Annotated in this window: 17 protein-coding genes; 9 read left to right on the forward strand and 8 right to left on the reverse strand. The window is 31.0% G+C overall.

What is annotated here, in order from left to right:
- Positions 1–2: 2 nt before the first annotated feature.
- Positions 3–1,232, forward strand: coding sequence for a 3-phosphoshikimate 1-carboxyvinyltransferase (locus B3R94_RS08755; RefSeq protein ID WP_038333240.1), 1,230 nt, complete (start codon positions 3–5; stop codon positions 1,230–1,232).
- Positions 1,233–1,287: 55 nt separating this feature from the next.
- Here B3R94_RS08755 and B3R94_RS08760 read toward each other — a convergent pair whose 3' ends face one another.
- Positions 1,288–3,120, reverse strand: a complete 1,833-nt coding sequence (locus tag B3R94_RS08760) for an ABC transporter ATP-binding protein (protein WP_180905440.1) — start codon at positions 3,118–3,120, stop codon at positions 1,288–1,290.
- A gap of 149 nt (positions 3,121–3,269) precedes the next feature.
- Complete coding sequence (locus B3R94_RS08765; protein ID WP_038333244.1) at positions 3,270–3,695, reverse strand: DUF2147 domain-containing protein; 426 nt, start codon at positions 3,693–3,695, stop codon at positions 3,270–3,272.
- 332 nt (positions 3,696–4,027) lie between these two features.
- Between B3R94_RS08765 and epsC the strand changes: the two genes are divergently transcribed.
- From epsC to clpB, 3 genes are all read left to right on the forward strand, one after another.
- Positions 4,028–4,801, forward strand: coding sequence for a serine O-acetyltransferase EpsC (gene epsC, locus B3R94_RS08770; protein ID WP_125348924.1), 774 nt, complete (start codon positions 4,028–4,030; stop codon positions 4,799–4,801).
- A gap of 12 nt (positions 4,802–4,813) precedes the next feature.
- Positions 4,814–5,722, forward strand: a complete 909-nt coding sequence (gene cysK, locus B3R94_RS08775; protein ID WP_038333247.1) for a cysteine synthase A — start codon at positions 4,814–4,816, stop codon at positions 5,720–5,722.
- Positions 5,723–5,879: 157 nt separating this feature from the next.
- On the forward strand, positions 5,880–8,492 hold the full coding sequence (gene clpB, locus B3R94_RS08780; protein ID WP_180905441.1) for an ATP-dependent chaperone ClpB: 2,613 nt from the start codon (positions 5,880–5,882) through the stop codon (positions 8,490–8,492).
- Between the two features lie 56 nt (positions 8,493–8,548).
- Here clpB and B3R94_RS08785 read toward each other — a convergent pair whose 3' ends face one another.
- Positions 8,549–9,058 carry a DUF2480 family protein gene (locus B3R94_RS08785; protein WP_038333255.1) on the reverse strand — a complete coding sequence of 170 codons (510 nt, stop codon included), beginning with the start codon at positions 9,056–9,058 and terminating at the stop codon, positions 8,549–8,551.
- A gap of 100 nt (positions 9,059–9,158) precedes the next feature.
- Between B3R94_RS08785 and lpxB the strand changes: the two genes are divergently transcribed.
- The 4 genes from lpxB to B3R94_RS08805 all read left to right on the forward strand — a co-directional run bounded on the left by lpxB (position 9,159) and on the right by B3R94_RS08805 (position 12,868).
- A complete protein-coding gene (gene lpxB / locus B3R94_RS08790; RefSeq protein ID WP_291100158.1) occupies positions 9,159–10,271 on the forward strand; it encodes a lipid-A-disaccharide synthase in 1,113 nt (370 codons plus the stop codon).
- Positions 10,272–10,517: 246 nt separating this feature from the next.
- Positions 10,518–10,961, forward strand: a complete 444-nt coding sequence (locus B3R94_RS08795; RefSeq protein ID WP_280050034.1) for a hypothetical protein — start codon at positions 10,518–10,520, stop codon at positions 10,959–10,961.
- A gap of 13 nt (positions 10,962–10,974) precedes the next feature.
- The gene (locus B3R94_RS08800; RefSeq protein ID WP_038333274.1) at positions 10,975–11,532 is read left to right on the forward strand and encodes an RNA polymerase sigma factor; all 558 of its coding nucleotides are present in this window, start codon (positions 10,975–10,977) and stop codon (positions 11,530–11,532) included.
- The gene (locus tag B3R94_RS08805) at positions 11,519–12,868 is read left to right on the forward strand and encodes a hypothetical protein (RefSeq protein WP_291100163.1); all 1,350 of its coding nucleotides are present in this window, start codon (positions 11,519–11,521) and stop codon (positions 12,866–12,868) included. Before B3R94_RS08800 ends, B3R94_RS08805 begins: the two co-directional genes overlap by 14 nt.
- A 16-nt stretch (positions 12,869–12,884) precedes the next feature.
- Here B3R94_RS08805 and B3R94_RS08810 read toward each other — a convergent pair whose 3' ends face one another.
- Positions 12,885–13,322: a DUF2141 domain-containing protein gene (locus B3R94_RS08810; RefSeq protein WP_291100166.1), complete on the reverse strand. Its 438-nt coding sequence runs from the start codon at positions 13,320–13,322 to the stop codon at positions 12,885–12,887.
- Positions 13,323–13,399: 77 nt separating this feature from the next.
- Here B3R94_RS08810 and B3R94_RS08815 point away from each other — a divergent pair, with 77 nt between their 5' ends.
- Positions 13,400–15,364, forward strand: a complete 1,965-nt coding sequence (locus B3R94_RS08815; RefSeq protein WP_291100169.1) for a ComEC/Rec2 family competence protein — start codon at positions 13,400–13,402, stop codon at positions 15,362–15,364.
- Here the strand turns inward: B3R94_RS08815 and B3R94_RS08820 are convergent.
- The 4 genes from B3R94_RS08820 to B3R94_RS08835 all read right to left on the reverse strand — a co-directional run bounded on the left by B3R94_RS08820 (position 15,354) and on the right by B3R94_RS08835 (position 21,739).
- Entirely contained in the window at positions 15,354–15,797 is a 444-nt protein-coding gene (locus B3R94_RS08820; protein WP_125348917.1) for a thioredoxin family protein, read from the reverse strand. The genes B3R94_RS08815 and B3R94_RS08820 overlap by 11 nt on opposite strands.
- Before the next feature lie 15 nt (positions 15,798–15,812).
- Positions 15,813–17,897, reverse strand: coding sequence for a peptide MFS transporter (locus tag B3R94_RS08825; protein WP_280037725.1), 2,085 nt, complete (start codon positions 17,895–17,897; stop codon positions 15,813–15,815).
- A gap of 29 nt (positions 17,898–17,926) precedes the next feature.
- Positions 17,927–19,408, reverse strand: coding sequence for a peptide MFS transporter (locus B3R94_RS08830; RefSeq protein ID WP_291100172.1), 1,482 nt, complete (start codon positions 19,406–19,408; stop codon positions 17,927–17,929).
- A gap of 171 nt (positions 19,409–19,579) precedes the next feature.
- On the reverse strand, positions 19,580–21,739 hold the full coding sequence (locus B3R94_RS08835) for a S9 family peptidase (RefSeq protein ID WP_291087869.1): 2,160 nt from the start codon (positions 21,737–21,739) through the stop codon (positions 19,580–19,582).
- Between the last annotated feature and the right edge of the window lie 997 nt (positions 21,740–22,736).

Below are 22,736 nucleotides of genomic sequence, written 5' to 3' on the forward strand. Positions count from 1 at the left end.
ATATGATTGAAATTTCTGCTCTAAAATCTCCGATAAACAATCAATTAGCCATCACAGGTTCTAAAAGCGAAAGCAATCGTTTGTTGTTATTAAGTCAATTATTTGAGAATGTTTTGACATTAGAAAATGTTTCAAATTCAGAAGATTCTCAATTAATGCAAAAAGCGTTAGCGAACAAAAGTGATTTAGTTGATATTCACCACGCGGGAACTGCCATGCGATTTTTAACGGCTTATTTTTCTATTCAAGATGGACGAAAAATAACGTTGACAGGTTCTGAAAGAATGAAACAACGTCCAATAAAAGTTTTGGTTGATGCCTTGAATGAGCTGGGTGCAGAAATTTCGTATCAAGAAAACGAAGGTTATCCACCTTTATCGATTGTTGGAAAAAAAATAACGAAAGATTCTATTACAATCCCTTCTAACATTAGTTCTCAATATATCTCTGCTTTATGTTTGATTGGAACGAAATTAGAAAATGGATTAACGATTAATTTGGATGGAAAAATTATTTCTATTCCTTATATTCAAATGACAATTCAATTATTGAATAAAGTTGGAATTAATGCAATTTTCGAAGGAAATACAATCAAAATTCCTTTTACTGAAAACATCAAAGCTAAAACTTTACAAGTAGAATCTGATTGGAGTTCAGCTTCATATTATTATAGTTTGATTGCTTTATCGCAGAATTCTGAAATTAAAATCTCAACTTATTTCGAAGATTCTTTACAAGGAGATTCAGCTTTGCAACATATTTATGCAGAAAATTTTGGTGTAATTTCAACTTTTGAAAATGGAGTTTTAACATTGAAAAATGAAGATAATTTCATACCAAAATCTATCATCGAATTAAATTTAATCAATACTCCAGATATTGCACAGACAATTGCTGCAACTTGTGTGGGATTGAAAACAAAATGTCATTTAACTGGTTTAGAAACACTAAAAATCAAGGAAACCGACCGTTTAATCGCACTTAAAAATGAGTTGGAAAAATTTGGAGCAATTATAACAATTACAAACGATTCATTAACGATAGAAGGTTATAATAATTTTGAAAAAACGCCTACTTTAGCAACATATAACGACCACAGAATGGCAATGTGTATGGCGCCTTTGTCGCAAATTTACCCAATTCGAATTGAGAATGAAATGGTCGTAGAAAAATCTTATCCAACATTTTGGGAAGACTGGAAACAATTAGGTTTTGAAATTAAATCGATTTAAAATATAACAAAAAAATCCGCTTAAAAGCGGAGTTTTTAGTTTGTATATACTTCATTTATTCAAAATTCTGCATATTTACCAAATTGGCATAAACACCTTTTTTCTCAATAAGTGAATGATGATTTCCTTGTTCAATAATTTTACCTGCTTCCATTACTACAATTTTATCCGCATTCTGAATTGTTGATAAACGGTGCGCAATAACCAAAGAAGTACGATTTTGCATCATATTATTCAAAGCAACTTGTACCAATTTTTCAGATTTCGTATCCAAAGCAGAAGTTGCTTCATCCAAAACCATAATCGGTGGATTTTTATAAACCGCACGCGCAATACTTAAACGTTGTTTTTGTCCACCAGAAAGCTTGCTACCTCCCTCTCCTACTGACTCTTGATATTTTTCTGGCATTTTTACAATAAACTCTTCCGCATTTGCAATTTGCGCAGCATATTCTACTTTTTCCAAATTTGGAGATTTATCACCTAATGAAATATTATTAAAAATTGTATCATTAAACAAAATAGAATCTTGCGTAACCAAACCAAATAACAAGCGATAATCATTTAATTTTATATGTTTGATATCAATTCCATCAATCAAAATTTGACCTGATTTCACATCCCAAAAACGAGTAATTAAATTCGCCAAAGTCGATTTTCCAGAACCAGATTGCCCAACTAAAGCAACGGTTTCTCCTTTATTAATTGTTAAATTAAAATTCTCGATCACATTATGTTTTCCATAAGCAAATGTGACATTTCTAAACTCAATTTTATCTTCAAACGCATCAATTCCTTTAGCATCTGGAACATCTTTTATCGAAACATCAGCATCCAAAACTTCAAAAATTCTCTTTGCAGAAACTTCTCCTTTTTGTACATCTGATAATGCTTTCGAAAAACGTTTAATCGGATCTAATAATGTATAAAATGTTGCGATATAAAAAATAAATTGTGACCCTGTTAAACCATTTCCTTCTAACGATAATTTACCACCAAAAAAAACAATTAATCCAATTGTAACAGCACCTAAAAATTCACTTGTTGGTGAAGCCAAAGCACGTTTTTTCATTACTTTTTGAAGATATTTACGATAACGATTAATCGATTCATCAAAACGACCTTTTACTTGATCTTCTGCGTTAAAAATTTTGATAATCTTAAGCGAAGAAAGTGTCTCGTCTACATAAGTAATAATGTTAGATAATTCGTCTTGCGCATGAGCAGCAGCTTTTTTCAGACTTTTTCCAATCAACGAAATAATTGTTCCCATAATCGGAAAAACCAAAATAGCGAAAATTGTTAATTGATAGCTAACTGTAAATAATACTACAACGAAAACAATAATCATAATTGGCGAACGAACAATCTCTACAATTGAATTTAAGATGTTAGATTCTACTTCGTTTACATCGCTTGAAATACGATTAATCATATCTCCTTTTCGTTTTTCAGTAAAATAAGCAACTGGCAAATCAATAATTTTGTTATGAATATCAACACGTAAATCACGTGTCACACCCGAACGTAAGTCTACCAAACAAGTTTCTGAAAGAAAACTGAAAATATTTCGAAATAAAAATGCAATAATAAATATCACACACGAAATCGCTAACACATAAACTGGTCCTTGAGTTTGAGAAAGCTCATTCATATAATAAGCTGAATAATCTGAAAAAAATTGTTTCAGATTACCCAAATCACCAGAATAAATAGGTTTTGCGATAACTCCAGGTGATTTTTCACCAAACAAAACACTCAAAATTGGCATCATAAAAGCCAATGCAATTACATTGAAAAGTGCATAGAGTAAATTGAATATAATCGCTGTAACAAACGAAGTTCTATATGGTTTTGCGTACGAGAACGCTCTTTTAGTTAAACTCATTGATGTATTTTAGAAAATCAAAACCTTAGTTTTGAAGTTACAAATTTACGTAAAAAAAATAATGACTATTCTTTTAGAAATAGTCATTATAGAGTAAAATTTTGTGGGTTTGATTACTCAGAGTAACCTTTTCGTTTTTGTTTTGATTTTTATTTAACTCGTTGCCAAGTTTGCGTTCTTCCTACAAGAGAAATCCCGATAAAACCTCTTACGTCTAATTTATCATTTCCGTTAAGAGACATTTTTGCTTTGTATTCCTTTCCACTATTAGGATCAATGATTTTTCCACCATTCCATTCTTTTCCATCTTTTTTAAGACCAGAAAGAATTTGCATTCCTAAAATTGGTTTATTTTTTAATGCTCCTGAACAATCTGTACATTTTGCATCTTCTTTTCCTTTCGTTAAAATCTTAGTGACTTTACCATAAAGTTTTCCATCTTTCTCGAAAATCTCTACGTAAGACTTCGCCTGTTTTGTCTCATCATCAATTGTTTTCCAAGTTCCTATTGGTGATTGCGCATACATTAAAGATGTCAACATAAAGAATAATCCGAATAAAATTGATTTTTTCATATTTTTATCCTTTAAAATTTATTTCACTAAAATAACTATTTTTTAGTGTAAATAAAACACTACGCTTTATTTTTTATAAAAATAATCTCTTTTAAACATAAAAATTCATTTATAACATTAATTATCAATCATTTAATTCAATAAATATTTTTAAATAAATAATTATAAATTTTATTCATAAAAGTCAAAATAGTGTATTATTATGCTTACATAGCAATAATAAAAACGAAGGCATTTTTATGGTTTTTGTCATTTTTATGACAATTTCTTCTTCAAGAATAAAAAAATGAATACATTTGTCTACTATTTTTATAGAGTTTATAGATTGAAGAATGAATCAGCTTACGAAATACAGTTTACCATTTAGAAAACAAGAAGTAGAACCTTTGATAGAATCCATTATTTATGATGAGATTTTTCAACAACCAAATCCTTTGTACAAGAAAGAAGATTTACTCAATCAATTCAATTCTATTTTGTTAAAAATTGTTCCTGAGGAGAAATCGAATCAAATTAGTTTATATTTTTTTGAACAATTTGCACAACTTAGACAAGAATTAGAGGAACTAATTTTTGTTTTTTATGCAAATGATCCTGCATCTAAATCGGAAATTGAAATCATTTTAGCCTATCCTGGTTTTTTTGCAATTGCAATTCATCGTTTAGCACATATTCTCTACAATTTAAATACGCCTATTCTTCCTCGTTTTTTTTCCGAATATGCACATTCTAAAACTGGAATTGATATTCATCCTGGTGCTTCAATTGGAAAAAACTTTTATATCGATCATGGTACAGGAATTGTCATTGGAGAAACAACATTGATTGGTGATAATGTGAAAATTTACCAAGGCGTAACATTAGGAGCGTTTTATGTTTCGAAGAATTTGGCTAATAAAAAACGTCATCCAACAATAGAAAATAATGTCACAATTTATGCTGGAGCAACTATTTTGGGAGGAACAACAATTATTGGAAAAAATTCTGTAGTCGGCGGAAATGTTTGGATTACAGAAAGTATAGAAGAAGATTCTGTTGTCTATCAAGAGAATCAACCACAAATAAAAAAACAAAAAAAAGAACAACATATCAATTATATCATCTAAAACCTTACAACAATGATTTACAATAATGTATTAGAAACCATAGGAAATACACCAATTATTAAACTGAATAAATTATTTCCTAACCATAACGTTTATATTAAAGTAGAAAAACAAAATCCGGGTGGATCAATAAAAGATCGTATTGCTTTGGCAATGATTGAAGATGCTGAAAAAGCTGGAATTTTAAAACCTGGAGGAACAATTATAGAACCTACTTCGGGTAATACAGGAATTGGCTTATCATTTGTTGCGGCTGTAAAAGGTTACAAAATGATTATCACAATGCCAGAATCGATGTCAATTGAACGTCGTAAAATTATGGAAGCTTATGGTGCTGAATTTGTTTTAACTCCAAAAGAATTAGGAATGAAAGGCGCTATTGCAAAAGCACAAGAATTAGCCGAAACAATAGAAGGCGCTTGGGTTCCGCAACAATTTGAGAATAATTCGAATCCGACAGTCCATTACAATACAACAGCAAAAGAAATCCTTGAAGATTTTCCACAAGGAGTTGATTATTTAATTACAGGAGTTGGAACAGGCGGACATCTTTCTGGAATTGGAAAAGCATTAAAAGAAGTTAACTCTTCAACAAAAGTTATCGCTGTAGAACCAACAGATTCTCCTGTCATTTCAGGAGGAAATCCTGGTCCACACGCGATTCAAGGAATTGGAGCAGGATTTATTCCTACTAATTTAGATACTTCAATCGTTGATTCTTCTACTCAGATTACAAAAGAAGAAGCATTTGAATTTGCAAAAAAAGTGGCTAAAGTAGAAGGTATATTTGTCGGAATTTCTACAGGTGCTTCATTGGCTGCAGTTGCTAAAACTTTGAATGAAGTAGACAAAAACACGAAAATATTAACTGTCAACTACGATACTGGCGAACGCTATTTATCAGTAGAAGGTTTATTTTAAATACTATAAAAATTTTTAAACGAAAGGAGATATTGACAAAATGTCTCCTTTTTTTATTCAACAAAGTCAAAAAGTCAGTTTTTAGGTTTTATTTCTACTTTGGAATTTTTTTTGATGAAATACACCAAACAAAACCAATATAAAAAACTAAAAACCAATGGATTTTAATCAATTTACAATAAAGGGTCGTGAAGCGATTCAAGCAGCGCAGCAAATTGCAGTTGCACAAAAAAATCAAGCAATAGAACCAGCTCATATTTTAGGTGGAATGATAGATGTTGATGAAAACGTGTTATCATTAATCTTAGAAAAACAAGGTGTAAAAATGGATATGTTGAAACCTGAGTTGGATTTAGAAATCAATAAATATCCAAAAATAGAAGGTCAACAAGGAAATCATCTTTCCAATTCATCTAACCAAATTTTGCAATCTGCACAAGAAATTGCAAAAGAGATGAACGATGATTTTATCACCTTAGAGCATTTATTATTAGGTATAATCAAGAATGTATCGCCTGTAAGTCAGTTATTAAAAAATAGAGGTGTAACATTCGACAACACAAAAAAATTAGTAACAGAATTGAGAAACGGAGAAAGAGTAACTTCTGAAAACGCGGAAGGAACATATAATTCATTAAACAAATACGCTAAAAACTTAACAGATTTAGCAAAAGAAGGAAAATTAGATCCTGTAATTGGACGTGATGAAGAAATTCGTCGTGTTTTACAAATTCTATCACGTCGTACAAAAAATAACCCAATCCTTATTGGTGAACCAGGTGTTGGTAAAACCGCTATAGCAGAAGGTTTAGCACATCGTATCATCAATGGAGATGTTCCTGAAAATCTTTTGAATAAACAAATTTTTTCATTGGATATGGGAGCTTTGGTTGCTGGTGCAAAATACAAAGGTGAGTTCGAAGAGCGTTTGAAAGCCGTTGTGAAAGAAGTAACCGCTTCGAATGGAGAAATAATTTTGTTCATCGATGAGATTCACACGCTTGTTGGTGCTGGCGGCGGCGGAGAAGGTGCAATGGATGCTGCAAATATCTTGAAACCTGCTTTGGCTCGTGGCGAATTACGTTCGATTGGTGCTACAACTTTGAATGAATATCAAAAATATTTTGAAAAAGATAAAGCTTTAGAACGTCGTTTCCAGAAAGTAATGGTAGAAGAACCAGATGAAGAATCGGCTATTTCTATTTTGCGTGGAATCAAAGATAAATACGAGCAACACCATAAAATTGGAATTAAAGACGAAGCAATTATTGCGGCTGTAAAATTATCAACACGTTATATTACAGATCGTTTTTTACCAGATAAAGCCATCGATTTGATGGACGAAGCAGCTTCTAAGTTGAGAATGGAAATGAATTCTAAACCAGAAGATTTAGATAAATTAGATCGTAGAATTATTCAATTAGAAATCGAAATTGAAGCGATAAAACGCGAAAATGACGAGAAAAAATTGAATCTTTTAAAAGAAGAATTATCTAATCTTCAAGATGAAAGAAATCAATTGAATTCGAAATGGGAAGCGGAAAGAAATCGTGCCGATGAAGTTCAAGATTTAAGAAAATCTATCGAAAATATCAAATTCGAAATTGAGCGTGCAAAACGAGATTACGACTATGCAAAAGCTTCCAAATTAGAGTTTGAAGATTTAGTTAATGCAAAAAATAATTTAGAAGAAGCTGAACATAATCTAGAAGAAAATAAACAAAATAAACTGGTAAAAGAGTTTGTTGATGCGGATGATATTGCAGAAGTTGTATCGAAATGGACAGGAGTTCCGGCTCAGAAAATGATGCAATCTGATCGCGAAAAATTATTGAATTTAGAAAACGAATTACACAAACGTGTTTTAGGTCAAGAAGAAGCAATTATAGCAGTTTCTGATGCCATTCGTCGTTCTCGTGCAGGTCTTAGTGACGAAGGAAAACCAATCGGTTCGTTCTTATTCTTAGGTTCAACTGGTGTTGGGAAAACTGAGTTGGCAAAAGCCTTAGCCGAGTTCTTATTCGATGATGAAAATGCAATGACTCGTATCGACATGTCCGAATATCAGGAGCGTCATGCAGTTTCTCGCTTGGTTGGGGCACCTCCGGGTTACGTTGGTTACGACGAAGGTGGTCAGTTAACAGAAGCGGTTCGTCGCCGTCCTTATTCAGTTATTTTGTTGGACGAAATTGAGAAGGCACATCCAGATGTTTTCAATATTTTGTTACAAGTTTTGGATGACGGACGTTTGACAGACAACAAAGGTCGTGTGGTTAACTTTAAAAATACGATTATCATTATGACATCGAATTTTGGTTCTCATACGATTTTGGATAAATTCTCAAACATTGACGAAAATAATGTGGCACAAGTTTATGATGAAACAAAAGATGTCGTTTTTGAGGAATTGAAACAAAACTTTAGACCAGAATTTTTGAATCGTATTGATGAAATTATTTTGTTCCGTCCGTTGAGCGAAAACCAAATTTCCGGAATCGTGAATATCTATTTAAGCGGAGTTGCGAAGAAATTAGCACAACGCGATATTACATTAGATATTACGCCAGAAGCTGTCGATTATTTAGCAAGAAAAGGTTACGATCCACAATTTGGAGCACGACCATTGAAACGAGTTATTCAACAAGATGTATTAAATGAACTTTCGAAAGAAATTTTGAAAGGAACAATAAATGATAATGATGCGGTTTTAATCGATTATTTCGAAGAAAAACCTGGAGATAATAAATTAGTTTTCAGAACTAATCAATAAGTATATTACGATTTTATTCATGTGTAAAAAAATCCGCTCGTTGAGCGGATTTTTTTTTATTTCTTCTTTTTATAAAGCGGAACAGTGCTACATGCTTCACCAAACATCAACGAACTTACAATTGGTTGTAAACGTTCAATTAATTGAATATAAGCCGAATCGGGAACTGGCTTGTGCGAGCAACCTTTCACAATTATTTTTCCATCAACATAATCTTCATAAGGCAAATGATCTACAATTTCGGTGTACAAAATCGTATCCAAATCTTGTAAACTTCCATGTACAATTCGTTTCGCGATTGGCGACAAATAGGTTGCTACCAACAAATAAGCCCAAGACGGAACAATCGCATCGGCAGTACATGTTAACGCTACATATTTATCTTGATATTGTGTCCAATCATGATTTTTCAGATTTTCTCTAAAATCCTTTTCTCTAAGAATCAATTCTTCATATAACCAATCTTTCAAGTCAAAAACAACACGATCTCCATCAGGGTAATAATCCTGTAAATCAATTGTTACTAAACTACTATTGGCAACTTTATTTATAATTTCGTCTGACATTTTTCTTTGTTTGAAAGAGTAAATTTACGCAATAAAAAACATTGAAATCTACTCCACTTATAGATTTCTCCTATCTTTGTAAGAAGAAAAATGATTTCCATTGAAATACTATATCATTGCAGGTGAAGCTTCGGGCGATTTGCACGCATCGAACTTAATGAAAAAATTAAAATTAAAAGATCCACAAGCTGAATTCAGATTTTGGGGAGGAGATTTGATGCAAATGCAAGGCGGAACTTTAGTCAAACATTACAGAGATTTGGCGTTTATGGGTTTTGCTGAAGTTGTAATGAATTTAAGAACGATTTTAGGAAATATTTCGGTTGCTAAAAAAGACATCGAAACTTATCAGCCAGATGCAGTTATTTTAGTTGATTATCCTGGTTTTAATCTCAGAATTGCTGAATTTGTAAAAAGTCTTGGAATTAAAGTTTATTATTATATTTCGCCACAAATTTGGGCTTGGAAAACTGGTCGAGTTCATAAAATCAAAAAAGTTGTCGACAAAATGTTTGTGATTCTTCCGTTCGAAGAAGAATTTTATCAACGTTACAATTACAAAGTAGATTTTGTTGGAAATCCATTATTAGACTCGTTGAATAATCTTCCGCCAATTGATGAACAACAATTTAGAAAAGACAATAATTTAGACGAAAGACCAATTATTGCTTTACTTCCTGGAAGTCGAACACAAGAAATTAAAGTCAAATTACCTTTGATGCTTTCAGTGGAAAAAGATTTTCCCGATTATCAATTTGTTGTGGCGGGTGCTCCATCTCAACCAATCGAAAATTATAAAAAAATTGCAGGAAATGATTTGAAAATTGTAGAGAATAAAACCTACGATTTATTGCGCGTTTCTCATGCAGCTTTGGTTACATCAGGAACAGCAACTTTAGAAACTGCTTTACTGAAAGTTCCAGAAGTTGTTTGTTACAAAGGAAATGCTATTTCGTACGAAATCGGAAAACGTGTTGTAAAAAACATTCGTTTTATTTCGTTGGTAAACTTGATTATGGACGAAGAAGTAGTGAAAGAGTTAATTCAATATGATTTAACTTACGAAAATATCAAACGAGAATTAGATTTAATTTTAAATTCTCCTAAACGTGAAAAAATCATGAAAAGCTACGAAGAATTGTATCATAAACTTGGTGGAATTGGCGCTTCAGAAAGAACCGCTTCACTAATTATTGAGGACTTAAAAAAATAATTAAAAAAAAGTAAAAGTTTGACGCAACCTTTTATTGTTTTTTAAATCTTGTAAGCTATAGATGTCATTCAGATCTAATTATTAAAATGTTTCAGGATTGACTTAATTAAAGTTTACACCTATTCTAACAAAGTAATCCTCTTGATTTTCAAGGGGTTTTCTTATTCTATATATTAATTTCTTATTCTTTCACGCAACCTTTTCTAAAATCTATATCTTATTTTTATAACGATTAAAACTCATACAATGAAATTAATGAAAAGATTAAGCATGTTTGCTTTGGTAGGTATTTTAGGTTTATCAACATTTAGTTGTTTAAATAATGATGACTCAGATTATATGAATTATGGTTTTTTAGCAACAACAGCAATTAATGTTCATGAAGACTCTATTCAGCCAGTAGGAAAAACTACAAATATTCGAGTAACGTACGAAAAAACAAATTCTTGTCAAAATTTTATTCAATTTAGCTCTTTACAAGGAAGAACAACTTTTAAACACAACATTGGTGTTTATGCAAGTCAAACAAATGGAGCTTCTTGTACACAGGAAACATCTTTAGAAACAAAAACTTTGAAGTTTACACCTAAAGAAGCTGGTGAGTACACATTAAGATTTTGGACGGGAAATAAACCAAATTCAACTGAACCAATTTATGACTCAATTGTGTTAAATATCAAAGAAAAATAAAGTCCAATAAGTTTTGAATAGTGACTCTCTTGAAATTTTAATCAAGCAATGTCAAGAACAAAATAGAAAAGCTCAAGAAGAAATTTATGTTGAGTTTTCACCTGTTTTGTTCTCGATCTGTCTTCGTTATGCCGAAAATTATGAAGATGCGCAAGATATTTTTCAAGAGGGTTTTATTCACATCTTCAATAAAATAAATCAATTCAAATTCGAAGGATCTTTTGAAGGTTGGATGAAACGGATAATGGTAAATCTTAATTTAGAAAAACTAAAAAAGAAGAATAATTTACCTTTTGAAGATTTCGAAAATCTCATTATCACACAGGAAGATGACGACGAAGTTGAAGAAGATTTTGATTATCAACAGTTGTTAGAAGCCGTTCATAATCTTCCACCACAATATAGGCAAGTTTTTAACCTCTACGTTTTTGAAGAATATTCGCACCAAGAAATTGCAGAAATGCTGACCATTTCGGTTGGAACTTCAAAATCAAACTTATCAAGAGCACGAAATTTATTAAAACAAAAACTCAATCAATTAAAAACTGTCACAGAAGATGAACAAATTTGATCAACATATTAAAGATAAACTCTCGCAACCACAACTTCCTCCTTTGGATGCTTGGAAAAATATTCAAGAGAAATTAGACGAGAAAGAAAAGAAAAAACGCATCATTCCTTTATTTTATTGGATTGGTTCTACAGCAGCGTGTTTAGTTACGGGAATTTCTATTTATTATTTTAATCAAAATGATGCGGTTAACGTTAATCATACTCCGACTAATGAAGTTGTAAAAACGAAATCGACTTCTAAAGAATCTATCAAAAAAGATTGGAATAATATTGAACATACAAATGAAAAGTCTTTTGATAATAAGATTGTTTCTTCTGTAAAAAAATCTTCTAAATCAAATCAAAAAACAATTCAAAGTTCAAGTTCATATTTTGAAAATATAATTGGAGAATCAACTTTATTTTCGAATACAATTCCAAATCAAAAAGAAGATAAAACACTAGAATTATCTCAAAAGAATTCAACTCAAAAAGATAATTTTGTACAAAATAATTCTTCAATCAATCCAAAAAATGAAGTTTCTGAAAAAGAAACTAATCCTAAAATTTTAGAAGAAAAACCATTAGAATTAGTTCTTCAAGAAGAGGAAAAAAAGAAAGAGAAAGTAGAAATCAAACAGAAATCTCCACTTCTGACGGTCTCTTCGTACATCAATCCTACAAAAATGTTAGATTCTAAATCTATTTTAGCAAATGAATTTAATGATTACAACATCAAAAATAACATTACAGTTGCTTATGGCGCAAAAGTTTCTGTTCGATTAAATGATAAGATAAATGTTCGTTCGGGAATTGCAAAAGTTGAGTTGGAACAAAATACAACCAATATAAATTCGGGAATCAATACAGGTGTTTATGCACTTTCTGCAAGCATGCCAAAATCATCTAACAATATCACATATCATTCGAATATTCGAGTTGTAGGTGATAATACATCACATACGACAATGACCATGTTGTCTTCTGAAACCAATACTATGGAACAAAAAGTTCATTACATCGAAGTTCCATTAGAAATTGAATATAAACTGGCAAGTTTTGATAAATTCAATATTCTAGCAATAGCGGGAGGAAGTTATTTTGCTGTAACGAAAAATTCTATTTCATTAGCTGATACTAATACAAGATCAAATTATAAATTAGGCGAAGCAAATAACTTAAATAATTCGAGTTATAGCGCTAACGCTGGAGTTAAGTTAGAGTATAATTTATCAAATAAATCAAGTATAAATTTGGAACCAAATTATAGATATATGCTAAATCCATTGAAAAATGTAGATGCTAAAAATCCTTCTTTATTAGGATTGAATATAGGTTTTTCAATTAAATTTTAACAAAAAAAGACGAAGATTATTCTTCGCCTTTGTTATTGTTTAATTTGATTACAATTGTATTATTTTCTTCAGTCATATCCACTTTGGCTTCCTCAAAAGTTGGTTCGCGCAAAATAGGATCCAAGTTTTTCGAAAAACCATAAGGTTCCTTACGAACACCTAAAAAACTTTTGTCTAATTTTTTGTTATTGTTCGTATCCAAAAACACTTTTACCGCATAAAATGTTGGTTCAATATCTTTAAAAACCGTTTCATACTTGTCTATATCAGCAACTGGAACATACAATTTCTTGAATGCATTTTGACCTTTTGTATAATTTTCTACATTTCTATAAAATTCTATAGCCAAATTTCCTTTCATTTTCTTAAGGTTTGTGATTGATAGTTTTACATCGATTTGAGCCATTGCCATTTGCGTAAAAAACAACACAACTAATATAAGAATCTTCTTCATTTCTCTATTTTTTTTAATTAATTCATTTACAAACAATTAAAACCTACTATTTGTAAATAAAATTATAAATTATTAGGATGAAAAAGTATCTCTTTTTTACCCTAACAATTTGTTTCTCAATCGGAATAATTTTATCTGAATTATTAATTCCTGCTACAAATTTACGAATTATATTTTTTTTACTAATTATTCTACTTTTTATCTCTTTGTTAAAAAATAATAATCGTCAAAATATCATCGCTTTTTTGGGCATTTCGATGATTTTAGGTTATTATATTCATCAAAATTATAATCGACATTCAAGAATTGACTTCGAATCTGTTTCAAAAATTCATTTGCTAAAAGTCGTTTATAGTTCTAATTCCTCCGAAAAATACACCAATTACGTTGTAAAAGATATCGAAACGAATGAGCAAATTTTACTTCATATCAAACCTCAACAACAAACTTTATATCCTAATGATGAAATCATCATTTTCGGAGAAAAAAGAGAAATTCAAGAACCATTGAATCCATATCAATTTGATTACAAACGTTTCTTAAACAGAAAAAGAATTTATTCTCAAATCTTTACAAATGAAATTATTTCGATTCACAAAGAAGGAAATGGATTTCGAAATTGGGTCGCCAAATCGAAAGTCAAGATTCGAAAAGAACTAACAGAACAAGGTTATTCCCTTGAAAGTAGAGCGATTATTTCGTCTATGCTTTTGGGTGATAGAACGGAGCTTTCGCAAGAACTCAATCAAAGTTATGTAGCAACAGGAGTTGTGCATATTTTATCCATTTCTGGTTTACATGTGATGATGATTTACATGATTTTACAATTCATTTTACAACCATTATTAAAGCTAAAACAAGGTCGGAAAATTAGAATAATTATTAGCTTAATATTTATCTGGATCTTTGCTTTTTATGTCGAATTACAACCGCCAGTTTTTCGTTCTGCGTTGATGATTACCATTTATTATATTAGCGAATTACTCAACCGACCAAAAAATATTTTCCACACACTTTCACTTTCTGCTTTTATCATTCTAGTTTTTCAACCTAATTATTTGTTTGATGTTGGCTTTCAATTGAGTTTTTCAGCGGTCTTTTTCATTGTTTGGCTCAATCCAATTTTTGAGTATTATTGGAAAGTTAAAAATAGTTTCCTGAAGAAAATCAAGATTATGATTGAAACAAGTTTATCTGCTCAATTAGGAACTTTACCAATTTCGGTCTTGTATTTTAATCAATTTTCAGGATTGTTTTTATTTGGAAATTTAGTCTTGATTCCTGCTTCCTTTTTTATGATTTGTGGCGGTATAATTAGCATTCTTCTCATCATTTTTGATCTTAATATTCCAATCTATACGTGGATTTTCAATCATTTTATCTATTACTCAAATCAATATATTTATTGGTTAGCGAACTTCAAGTTTATTGCAAAAGATGTTTACATCAGTTTATTTACCGCGATTTTGATTGGCGTTATTTTATATGCATCAAAACCATTATTCCTAAAAAAATCTAAACTAGCATTATTTGTTTGTTTAATTTCTTTATTTCTAATTGAATCTGAACGATATTATCAAGTTTATCAACTCAATCATTCGAATGAATTAATTGTTTTTAATCAATACAAGAATAGTATTATCGGAATAAGAAATCAACGAAGTTTAGCAATTTTAAGTGAAAATCCTTTGGATGAAAAAACATATAATTTTACTATTAAACCTTATAAAATTCACGAAAGAATAAAAGATGTTAGTTTCTACTCTTATGATTCTAACTTTAAACATCAACATTTTATCAAACATCCAAATTCTATTGAAACGAAGTCATTTAAGCTCTTATTAAATGAAGAACATTCTGATATTCCTTTTTATGTGTTAATTCATCAATCAAGGCTTTATCCTTTCGAAAATAATGAAAATTTAAAAAGGGTAATTGCTGATGCCAGCAACTACCCTTCTATTGTTAGAGAACTTGAAGAAACTTCTGATTCTGTTTTATGGAAAACCTCTCAACAAGGTTATTTCTCGATTAAATTTTGATATCGTTTATGAAATCTGTTGAACTACGATAACCCAAAACGACTTTGTTGATATCTCCTTTTCCGTTCATCAAAACAGTTGCAGGATAACTCAATTGTCCGTTTGTAAAGGCATATGCCATATAATTCGCTTTAGCAGGCGCAATATATGTATACTGAATTCCCATAAATTTTACCATATCCTTTGTTTCTGCATCAAATTTTACCGCAATATAATTTTTGTTTACATAATCTGCGACTTTATTATCTGTAAAAGTTTCTTTGTCCAAACGCTTACAGAATCCACACCAAGTTGTATAAAAATTAATCAATACAGGTTTTTCTGGATGTGCTTTTATTTCCTTTGTTGCTTCGTCTAATGATAACCATTTAATTTCTTGTCCGAAAAGAAATGATGATAAAATTAGGGCAGCGATTGCTAAGCTTGATTTCATAAATTTCAATCTTTATTATTTAACTCCGTGCATCAATTTCTTCATAACTGGATTTAATGCGATAACGATTAAACCTGCTACAATTGGTACAATTGTAAAAATTAAGAAGAAAGTTGATAACGAATATTCTTTTGTAATATTTTCGATTTGACCTCCTAAAATGGCTGCCAATTTGTTACCAATTGCAATTGCAAGGTACCACATTCCGAACATAAATGCAATCATACGTGCTGGAACTAATTTTGATACGTACGAAAGTCCAACTGGAGATAAACAGAGCTCGCCCAATGTATGGAACAAATAAGCTAATACTAACCAGATGATAGAAACGCGAACGCCTTCTGAAATTCCGTAAGAACCGAAAGCTAAGAATCCGAATCCGATTGCCATAATGATTAATCCTAAACCATATTTTACAGAAGCTGATGGGTTGTATTTAGAATCCCAAACACGAGAAACTAATGAAGCTAATGCAATGATGAAGAAAGAGTTTAATGTAGAGAACCAAGAAACGGTAATTTCTACTTGAGAATCTTTAATCTCTGCTACTTTCGCAGGAACAACTTCAGATGGTTTGTTTTGATTTTTATATTCAGTATCTAATTTCACTAAACTTTCTGGAGAAACTAATACAAATTTATCTCCTTCTTTGTGAATGCTAATATCTGAACCTTTTGTTAAAGCGTCTTGAGAAGCTAAATTAATTGTTTCAGTAACAATTTTATCTGTAGAATTTGCAACATAAGAAGCCGTAACTGGTGTTTTATCAAAAACAGGTTGACCTTCTTCGTTCATCACTTGTTTACCAGAGTCGTCTAATTTAGCCGTTTCAATTGCTTGGTAAGAAACATCGTAAGAGTGAGAAGTCCAGTTATAGTTTAACATCCAAATTGCAGCAGCCCAAATTCCTAAGAAAGTAAACGCTAAAACAACATTAGATAAAGCCGCTTTTTTAAATGTTTGTTTTGCTAATAAAATCAATACATACGAGATGAACAATAATGGAACAACTGTTAATAATGTATTGAAAACGTTGAATGCCATTGCAGCACCTCCAATTAAGTTACGTTCTGTATTATCACGCGCAAAGATTACTAATGATGTAGCTCCTTGTTCGAAAGACATCCAGAAGAAGATAACGAAGAAAGCAAAAATAATTACCGCAATCATACGATCACGAACCACTTTTGTATAATTTGCCAAACGACGAATTACCACAAAGAAGAACAAGAATAATGCTACTAAAATAACGACATTTTGTCCTGATAATCCTCCGATAGAGAATGGGAATAAGTTAATTCCACCAATTGCATTTAACGGATCATTGAACGCATATCCTAATCCTAAAAGCGTCATAATAACGATCAATACTTGATCTAATACTGTAAAAGGATTTGGTTTTTCTCCTGGTTCGTATTTTGGTGTATCATCATCAGCAGTAATTTGATTTCCTGTTTTTGAAGGAACCTCACCGATATACCCAAATAATGGTTTTGCTAACCAGAACTGTAATGTTCCTAATAACATGAAGATTCCAGCTAAACCAAATCCCCAGTGCCATCCTACTTTTTCTGCTAAGAATCCACACAACATCATTCCGAAGAATGCACCAGCGTTAACTCCCATGTAGAAAATTGTATAAGCACCATCCTTTTTCTCAGGAAAGTCTTTGTACATTTCTGATAAGATAGATGTCATATTTGGTTTAAAGAATCCTGTTCCAATAACCAAACACGCCAATCCTAAATATAAAAAGATAGGTGTATCAAAAGCCATGAATGCATGACCAAGAGTCATAATAATCGCACCAATTACAACAGCCCATCTATAACCTATGTATTTATCGGCAATAATACCTCCAAAGATGGGCGTAATGTATAATAACATTGCATATGTTCCATATAAAGCAGTTGCTTTTTCTATAGACCATTCCCAACCTGGATTTAACCCAATAACTGCAGCTGTTAAAAACTGAATTAATAAAACGCGCATTCCGTAGAATGAAAAACGCTCCCACATCTCTGTAAAGAAAAGCACGAACAACCCTGACGGATGCCCAAGTACTTTTGAATCAAAGAAATTTTCTGATTTTGAACTCATGTTTGTTTGTTAAAAGTATTTCTTAAAAGTTATTTTACGTCTTGCATTAATTTGCGAATTAATGGGGATAAAGCGATTAATAATACACCTGCAATTAAAGCGTATATTCCCAAATCTTTGTAGCCATCAGTATAGGCAATCAATTTTGACATTAAAGTTCCTCCTGTATTTGCTTCAGACATTTCTGCTCCAATTTTCCCTGCGAAAAACTGACCAAAAGCACTTGCTAAAAACCACATCCCCATCATCATTCCAAATAGTTTTTGAGGAGATAGCTTCGTAATAATTGACATACCGATTGGACCTAAACATAACTCTCCTAGAGTAATTACTAGCCAAGTAAAAGTGAATAAATTAAGAGATGATTGTCCTGTATCGTTTACAAAGAATCGTAAAGAATAAAATAAAAAGAATCCTAATGATAAGAATAAAAACCCTATTCCGAATTTAATAATTGTATTAGGTTCTATTTTCTTTTTAGCTAACCATATCCATAACAATCCTGCTAATGGACTTACTATGATTATAAAAAATGAATTAGCACTATTATTAATAATATTTGGATCAATTTCGAAGAATAGTAAATTATGTACTAAGTTATCTTTTGCGAAAAGAGATAAAGAACCTCCACTTTGTTCATAAATAACATTAAAAATCAAATACATAACAATAAAAATAAAAGCTGCTAAAACTTTTTTCTTATAACTATTATTTAATTTTAATATCTCGAATCCTAAATACAAAAGCGCAGCAATACCAATTCCGTACATAAAATAATCGGTTAAATCACTTCTATGAATTAAGAAATATATTAAAGGTAATATAACTATTGCACCAACGTAAACAGCTGTTTCTTTAAAAGTCCTTTTTTGTATACTATCTTTTTCTAATGGAGTGTTTCCTATAGGTTCTAAACTTTTTTTAGTAGCAAAATAAGTTATCAAACCAATCACCATTACAATTGCTGCTGCTAAGAAACATAAACTCCAAGAGTAATATTTTCCCAAATAAACACACAAAGCACCTCCTAAAAGACCTCCTATATTTATTCCGGCATAAAACATTCCATAACCTGCATCACGTCTTACATCTCCTTCTTTATACAATTCACCTACCATTGATGATATATTGGGTTTAAAAAAACCTGTTCCTATAATGGTGCAGGTAATTCCTACATAAAACATTGTATGAGGATCATAGGCAATGATTAAATTTCCGATGACCATAAAAAGACCTCCAAAAACTAAAGACTTTTTGAAACCTAATATTTTATCAGCGAAAATACCTCCAATAAATGTAAATGCATAAATAAATGCTTGTATTGCGCCATATTTCAAATTAGCATCTTTTTCTAAAAGACCTAGTTGGTCTGTCATAAAAATTGCTAAAACACCTCTCATACCGTAGAAACAAAAACGTTCCCACATTTCTATCGTAAACAAATACCAAAGCTGTTTGGGATATTTTCCTTCAAAGTTTTGAATTTGCTCTAAAGTTAATTTTTGACTCATAATTTCTTTAACTAAGCGCTAATATATCATTTAGATTTTATTAGCAATCAACGAAAATAAAAAAAACCTCCGACAATGCAGAGGTTTTTTTTGTTTAATGTATGATTTTTGTCAATTTGAATAAGGTTTCATCTTATTCATTGGCGTATTCTAATAAATACAGCTTTTTTCTTACAAATTCTTCTTGATAAAGTTTGTCATTTTTCGGTAAAGCTGAATACGCGTGTTTCCACCATAAATCCCGTGATCTTTATCTGTATAAATGGCCATATCAAAATCTTTGTTCGCTTGTACCAAAGCTTCTGATAATTCGAATGTGTTTTGTGGATGCACATTATCATCAGCAGAACCAGAAATTAATAAGAAATTACCTTTCAACTCGTTTGCATAATTAATTGGTGAATTGTCATCATAACCAGATGCATTTTCTTCTGGTGTACGCATAAAACGCTCTGTATAAACAGAATCATAATAACGCCAGTTTGTTACAGGAGCAACAGCAATCGCCGCTTTGAACACATCATTTCCTTTGAATAATACATTCGAAGCCATGAATCCTCCATAAGACCAACCCCAAATTCCGATACGAGATTTGTCCACATAAGGTAATTTACCAATTTCTTTTGCCGCAGCAATTTGATCTTCTACCTCATATTTTCCTAATTGTAAATACGTTTGCTTCTTGAAATCTTCTCCTTTGTATCCCGTTCCACGACCGTCAACACAGAAAACGATATAACCTTCTTGTGCCAACATCATGTGCCAATAATCATTTGAGTTGAAATACGCATTATTTACATTCTGAGAACCTGGTCCAGAATATTGATACATCAAAACTGGATATTTTTTGGTTGGATCAAAGTTTTTTGGTTTGATTACGTAAGCATTTAATTCGTTTCCTGCTGTCGTTTTCAACACAAATAATTCTTTTGTTCCAATATTATCTGTAGTCAATTTATCTTTTAAAGAAGTATTGTCAACGATAACACCCAAATCTTTTCCAGATTTAGATTCAACCAAACTAATTGTTTTTGGAGTTGTTGTATTCGAAAAAGTATTAATGAAATACGTAAAATTCTTACTGAAAGCAGCCGAATTTGTTCCATTATTTTTCGTCAACATTGTTGTTTTCTTACCATCTAAACTAACCGAAGAAATTTGTCTTTCTGTCGAAATACGTTTTCCATTATTTGAGTTTGATTGATAATAAAGTGTTTTATTACCAGGATTATACCCATAGTAATTCGTTACCTCCCAATCTCCTTTCGTCACTTGGTTAATTAGCTTTCCGCTATCTGCATAATGGTAAATATGGTTATTTCCATCGCGCTCAGAAGTCCATAAGAACGAATTATCTGCTAAAAATTCTAATGTTAAATTATCCGTTTCTATCCACGCTTTATTTGTTTCAGTAAATAATTTATTTACTTTTTTCGTGTTGATATCATAAAACGAAACATCTACATTATTTTGATGACGGTTAGACGTTACAACCGTTAATAAATTCGCTTTTGAAGAGAACTTAATTTTCGGAATGTAATAATTCTGAACTCCGCCTAAATTAACATTTGCAGTTGAGTTATTCTTCGTATCAAAAACATGTAACGAAACTTCCGAATTGTCTTGTCCTGCTTTTGGATATTTGTAACGTAATTCTTGTGGATAAAGATTATTGTGGTAAATCGGAATATTAATTTCTTTGACTTTCGATTCGTCAAAACGAACATAAGCCAAAGACGTTCCATCAGCATTCCAATCAAAATTTCTTACAAAACCAAATTCTTCTTCATAAACCCAATCATTAATCCCGTTGATAATATTATTCTTTTTACCATCAGTCGTAACTTGCGTTACCTTGTTCGACTTTAAGTCTTGAATGTATAAATTATTCTCAAAAGCAAAAGCTACCTTAGAAGCATCTGGCGAAAACAAAGGCTCTTGAATTCCTTTTCCATCAAATAACAATACTTTCGATTTTGTTTGTGTATCATACACTTCAAACTTTGCTGTAAACGAATGGCGATAAATTTGGTGCGAATTAGTTTGCAATAAAACGTAACGCTCATCAGAACTAAATTCATAACCTTCAAACTTTCCAGGAACGACAACTACATCAGAAGTCTGACCTTTTTTCAATGTCGATTCATACGAACGTTTTACCAATCCGTCTTTTGTCAGAATAGTATAATTTTCTCCATCGTTCAATGAGTTCACACCGTACAAAGAATTTTCGCGGTATTTTCCGCCATATATCCCTTCAATGGTTATTTGTTGTGCATAAGAATAAGCACCCATCGCAAGGATAGCCAAACTTAAAATAAATTTTTTCATATTAATTTTCTAATCATGTGAGTTCAAACAATCAAATATAAACAATTCTATTTTCTCAAATAACACATTTCCTCGAATAATCGATTATAATCGTTCATATAAACAAAAAACTATTCTCTATTTTATTTTAAACAATTTACAGATAATCGTATTTTATCATTTTTATCAAGAATATTATTAATTCAATCAAAACAATTTAAAATAATCAAATAGTTATAATATAATCATTTAAACAATACAAATCACATTTTTTGCAAAAAGTGTCCACAAATGTCCGGTTTTGTCCACATTTGTCCACTTCTGTCCTCCAATATTTTTATCAATAATAGATTTAGGTTAATCTTAATTCTTCTACAAACCTTTGTGTATCTATGTTTCGGCTTATCTCCAAAAACAGCTCATTTTACTCTTGTTCGACCATCGTTCGACCTTTGTTCGACCGTCCTTCGACGAACTTGCGGAAAAATGCACCTTTGCGAGGACAATGGTCGAAGAACGGTCGAAGAAAACACGAATAAACTCTATAGAGAGTTATAAAAAAATAATAACGTTGCAGTAAAAAATTAGTACGAAAGAAAAATAATTTTGTCTGATATGAATACCTTCACTCAACGATTAAATGCTTCTTTCAGAGCATTTTAAATTACAAACTTGTTTGTTCAAAACTGCACTCTCACAATATCAAAGTTTTAAGCCATTTAAAAGAGGTGTATAATAATGATTATGTTTAATAGTCTTATATTAATAAATACATAGAAAATTATCCTTTTTTAATTACTTAAATAGATTTTTTTTCTAATTTACACTTATTGTTTTTTTTCTTAAAAAAATCTTTATATCATTGTTAGAACCTAATCGTTAGGACAATTAAAAATCAATTTTAAAATTTATTACTATGAAAAAATTTACTTTATTAAGTCTTACTTTATTATTAACAACAAGTTCTTTTATATCATCTTGTAGTAATGATGATGACTTGTAATCTTCCCCTTGTTAA

The organism is Empedobacter sp. UBA7611, assembly GCF_002484365.1.
Lineage (GTDB): Bacteria > Bacteroidota > Bacteroidia > Flavobacteriales > Weeksellaceae > Empedobacter > Empedobacter falsenii_B.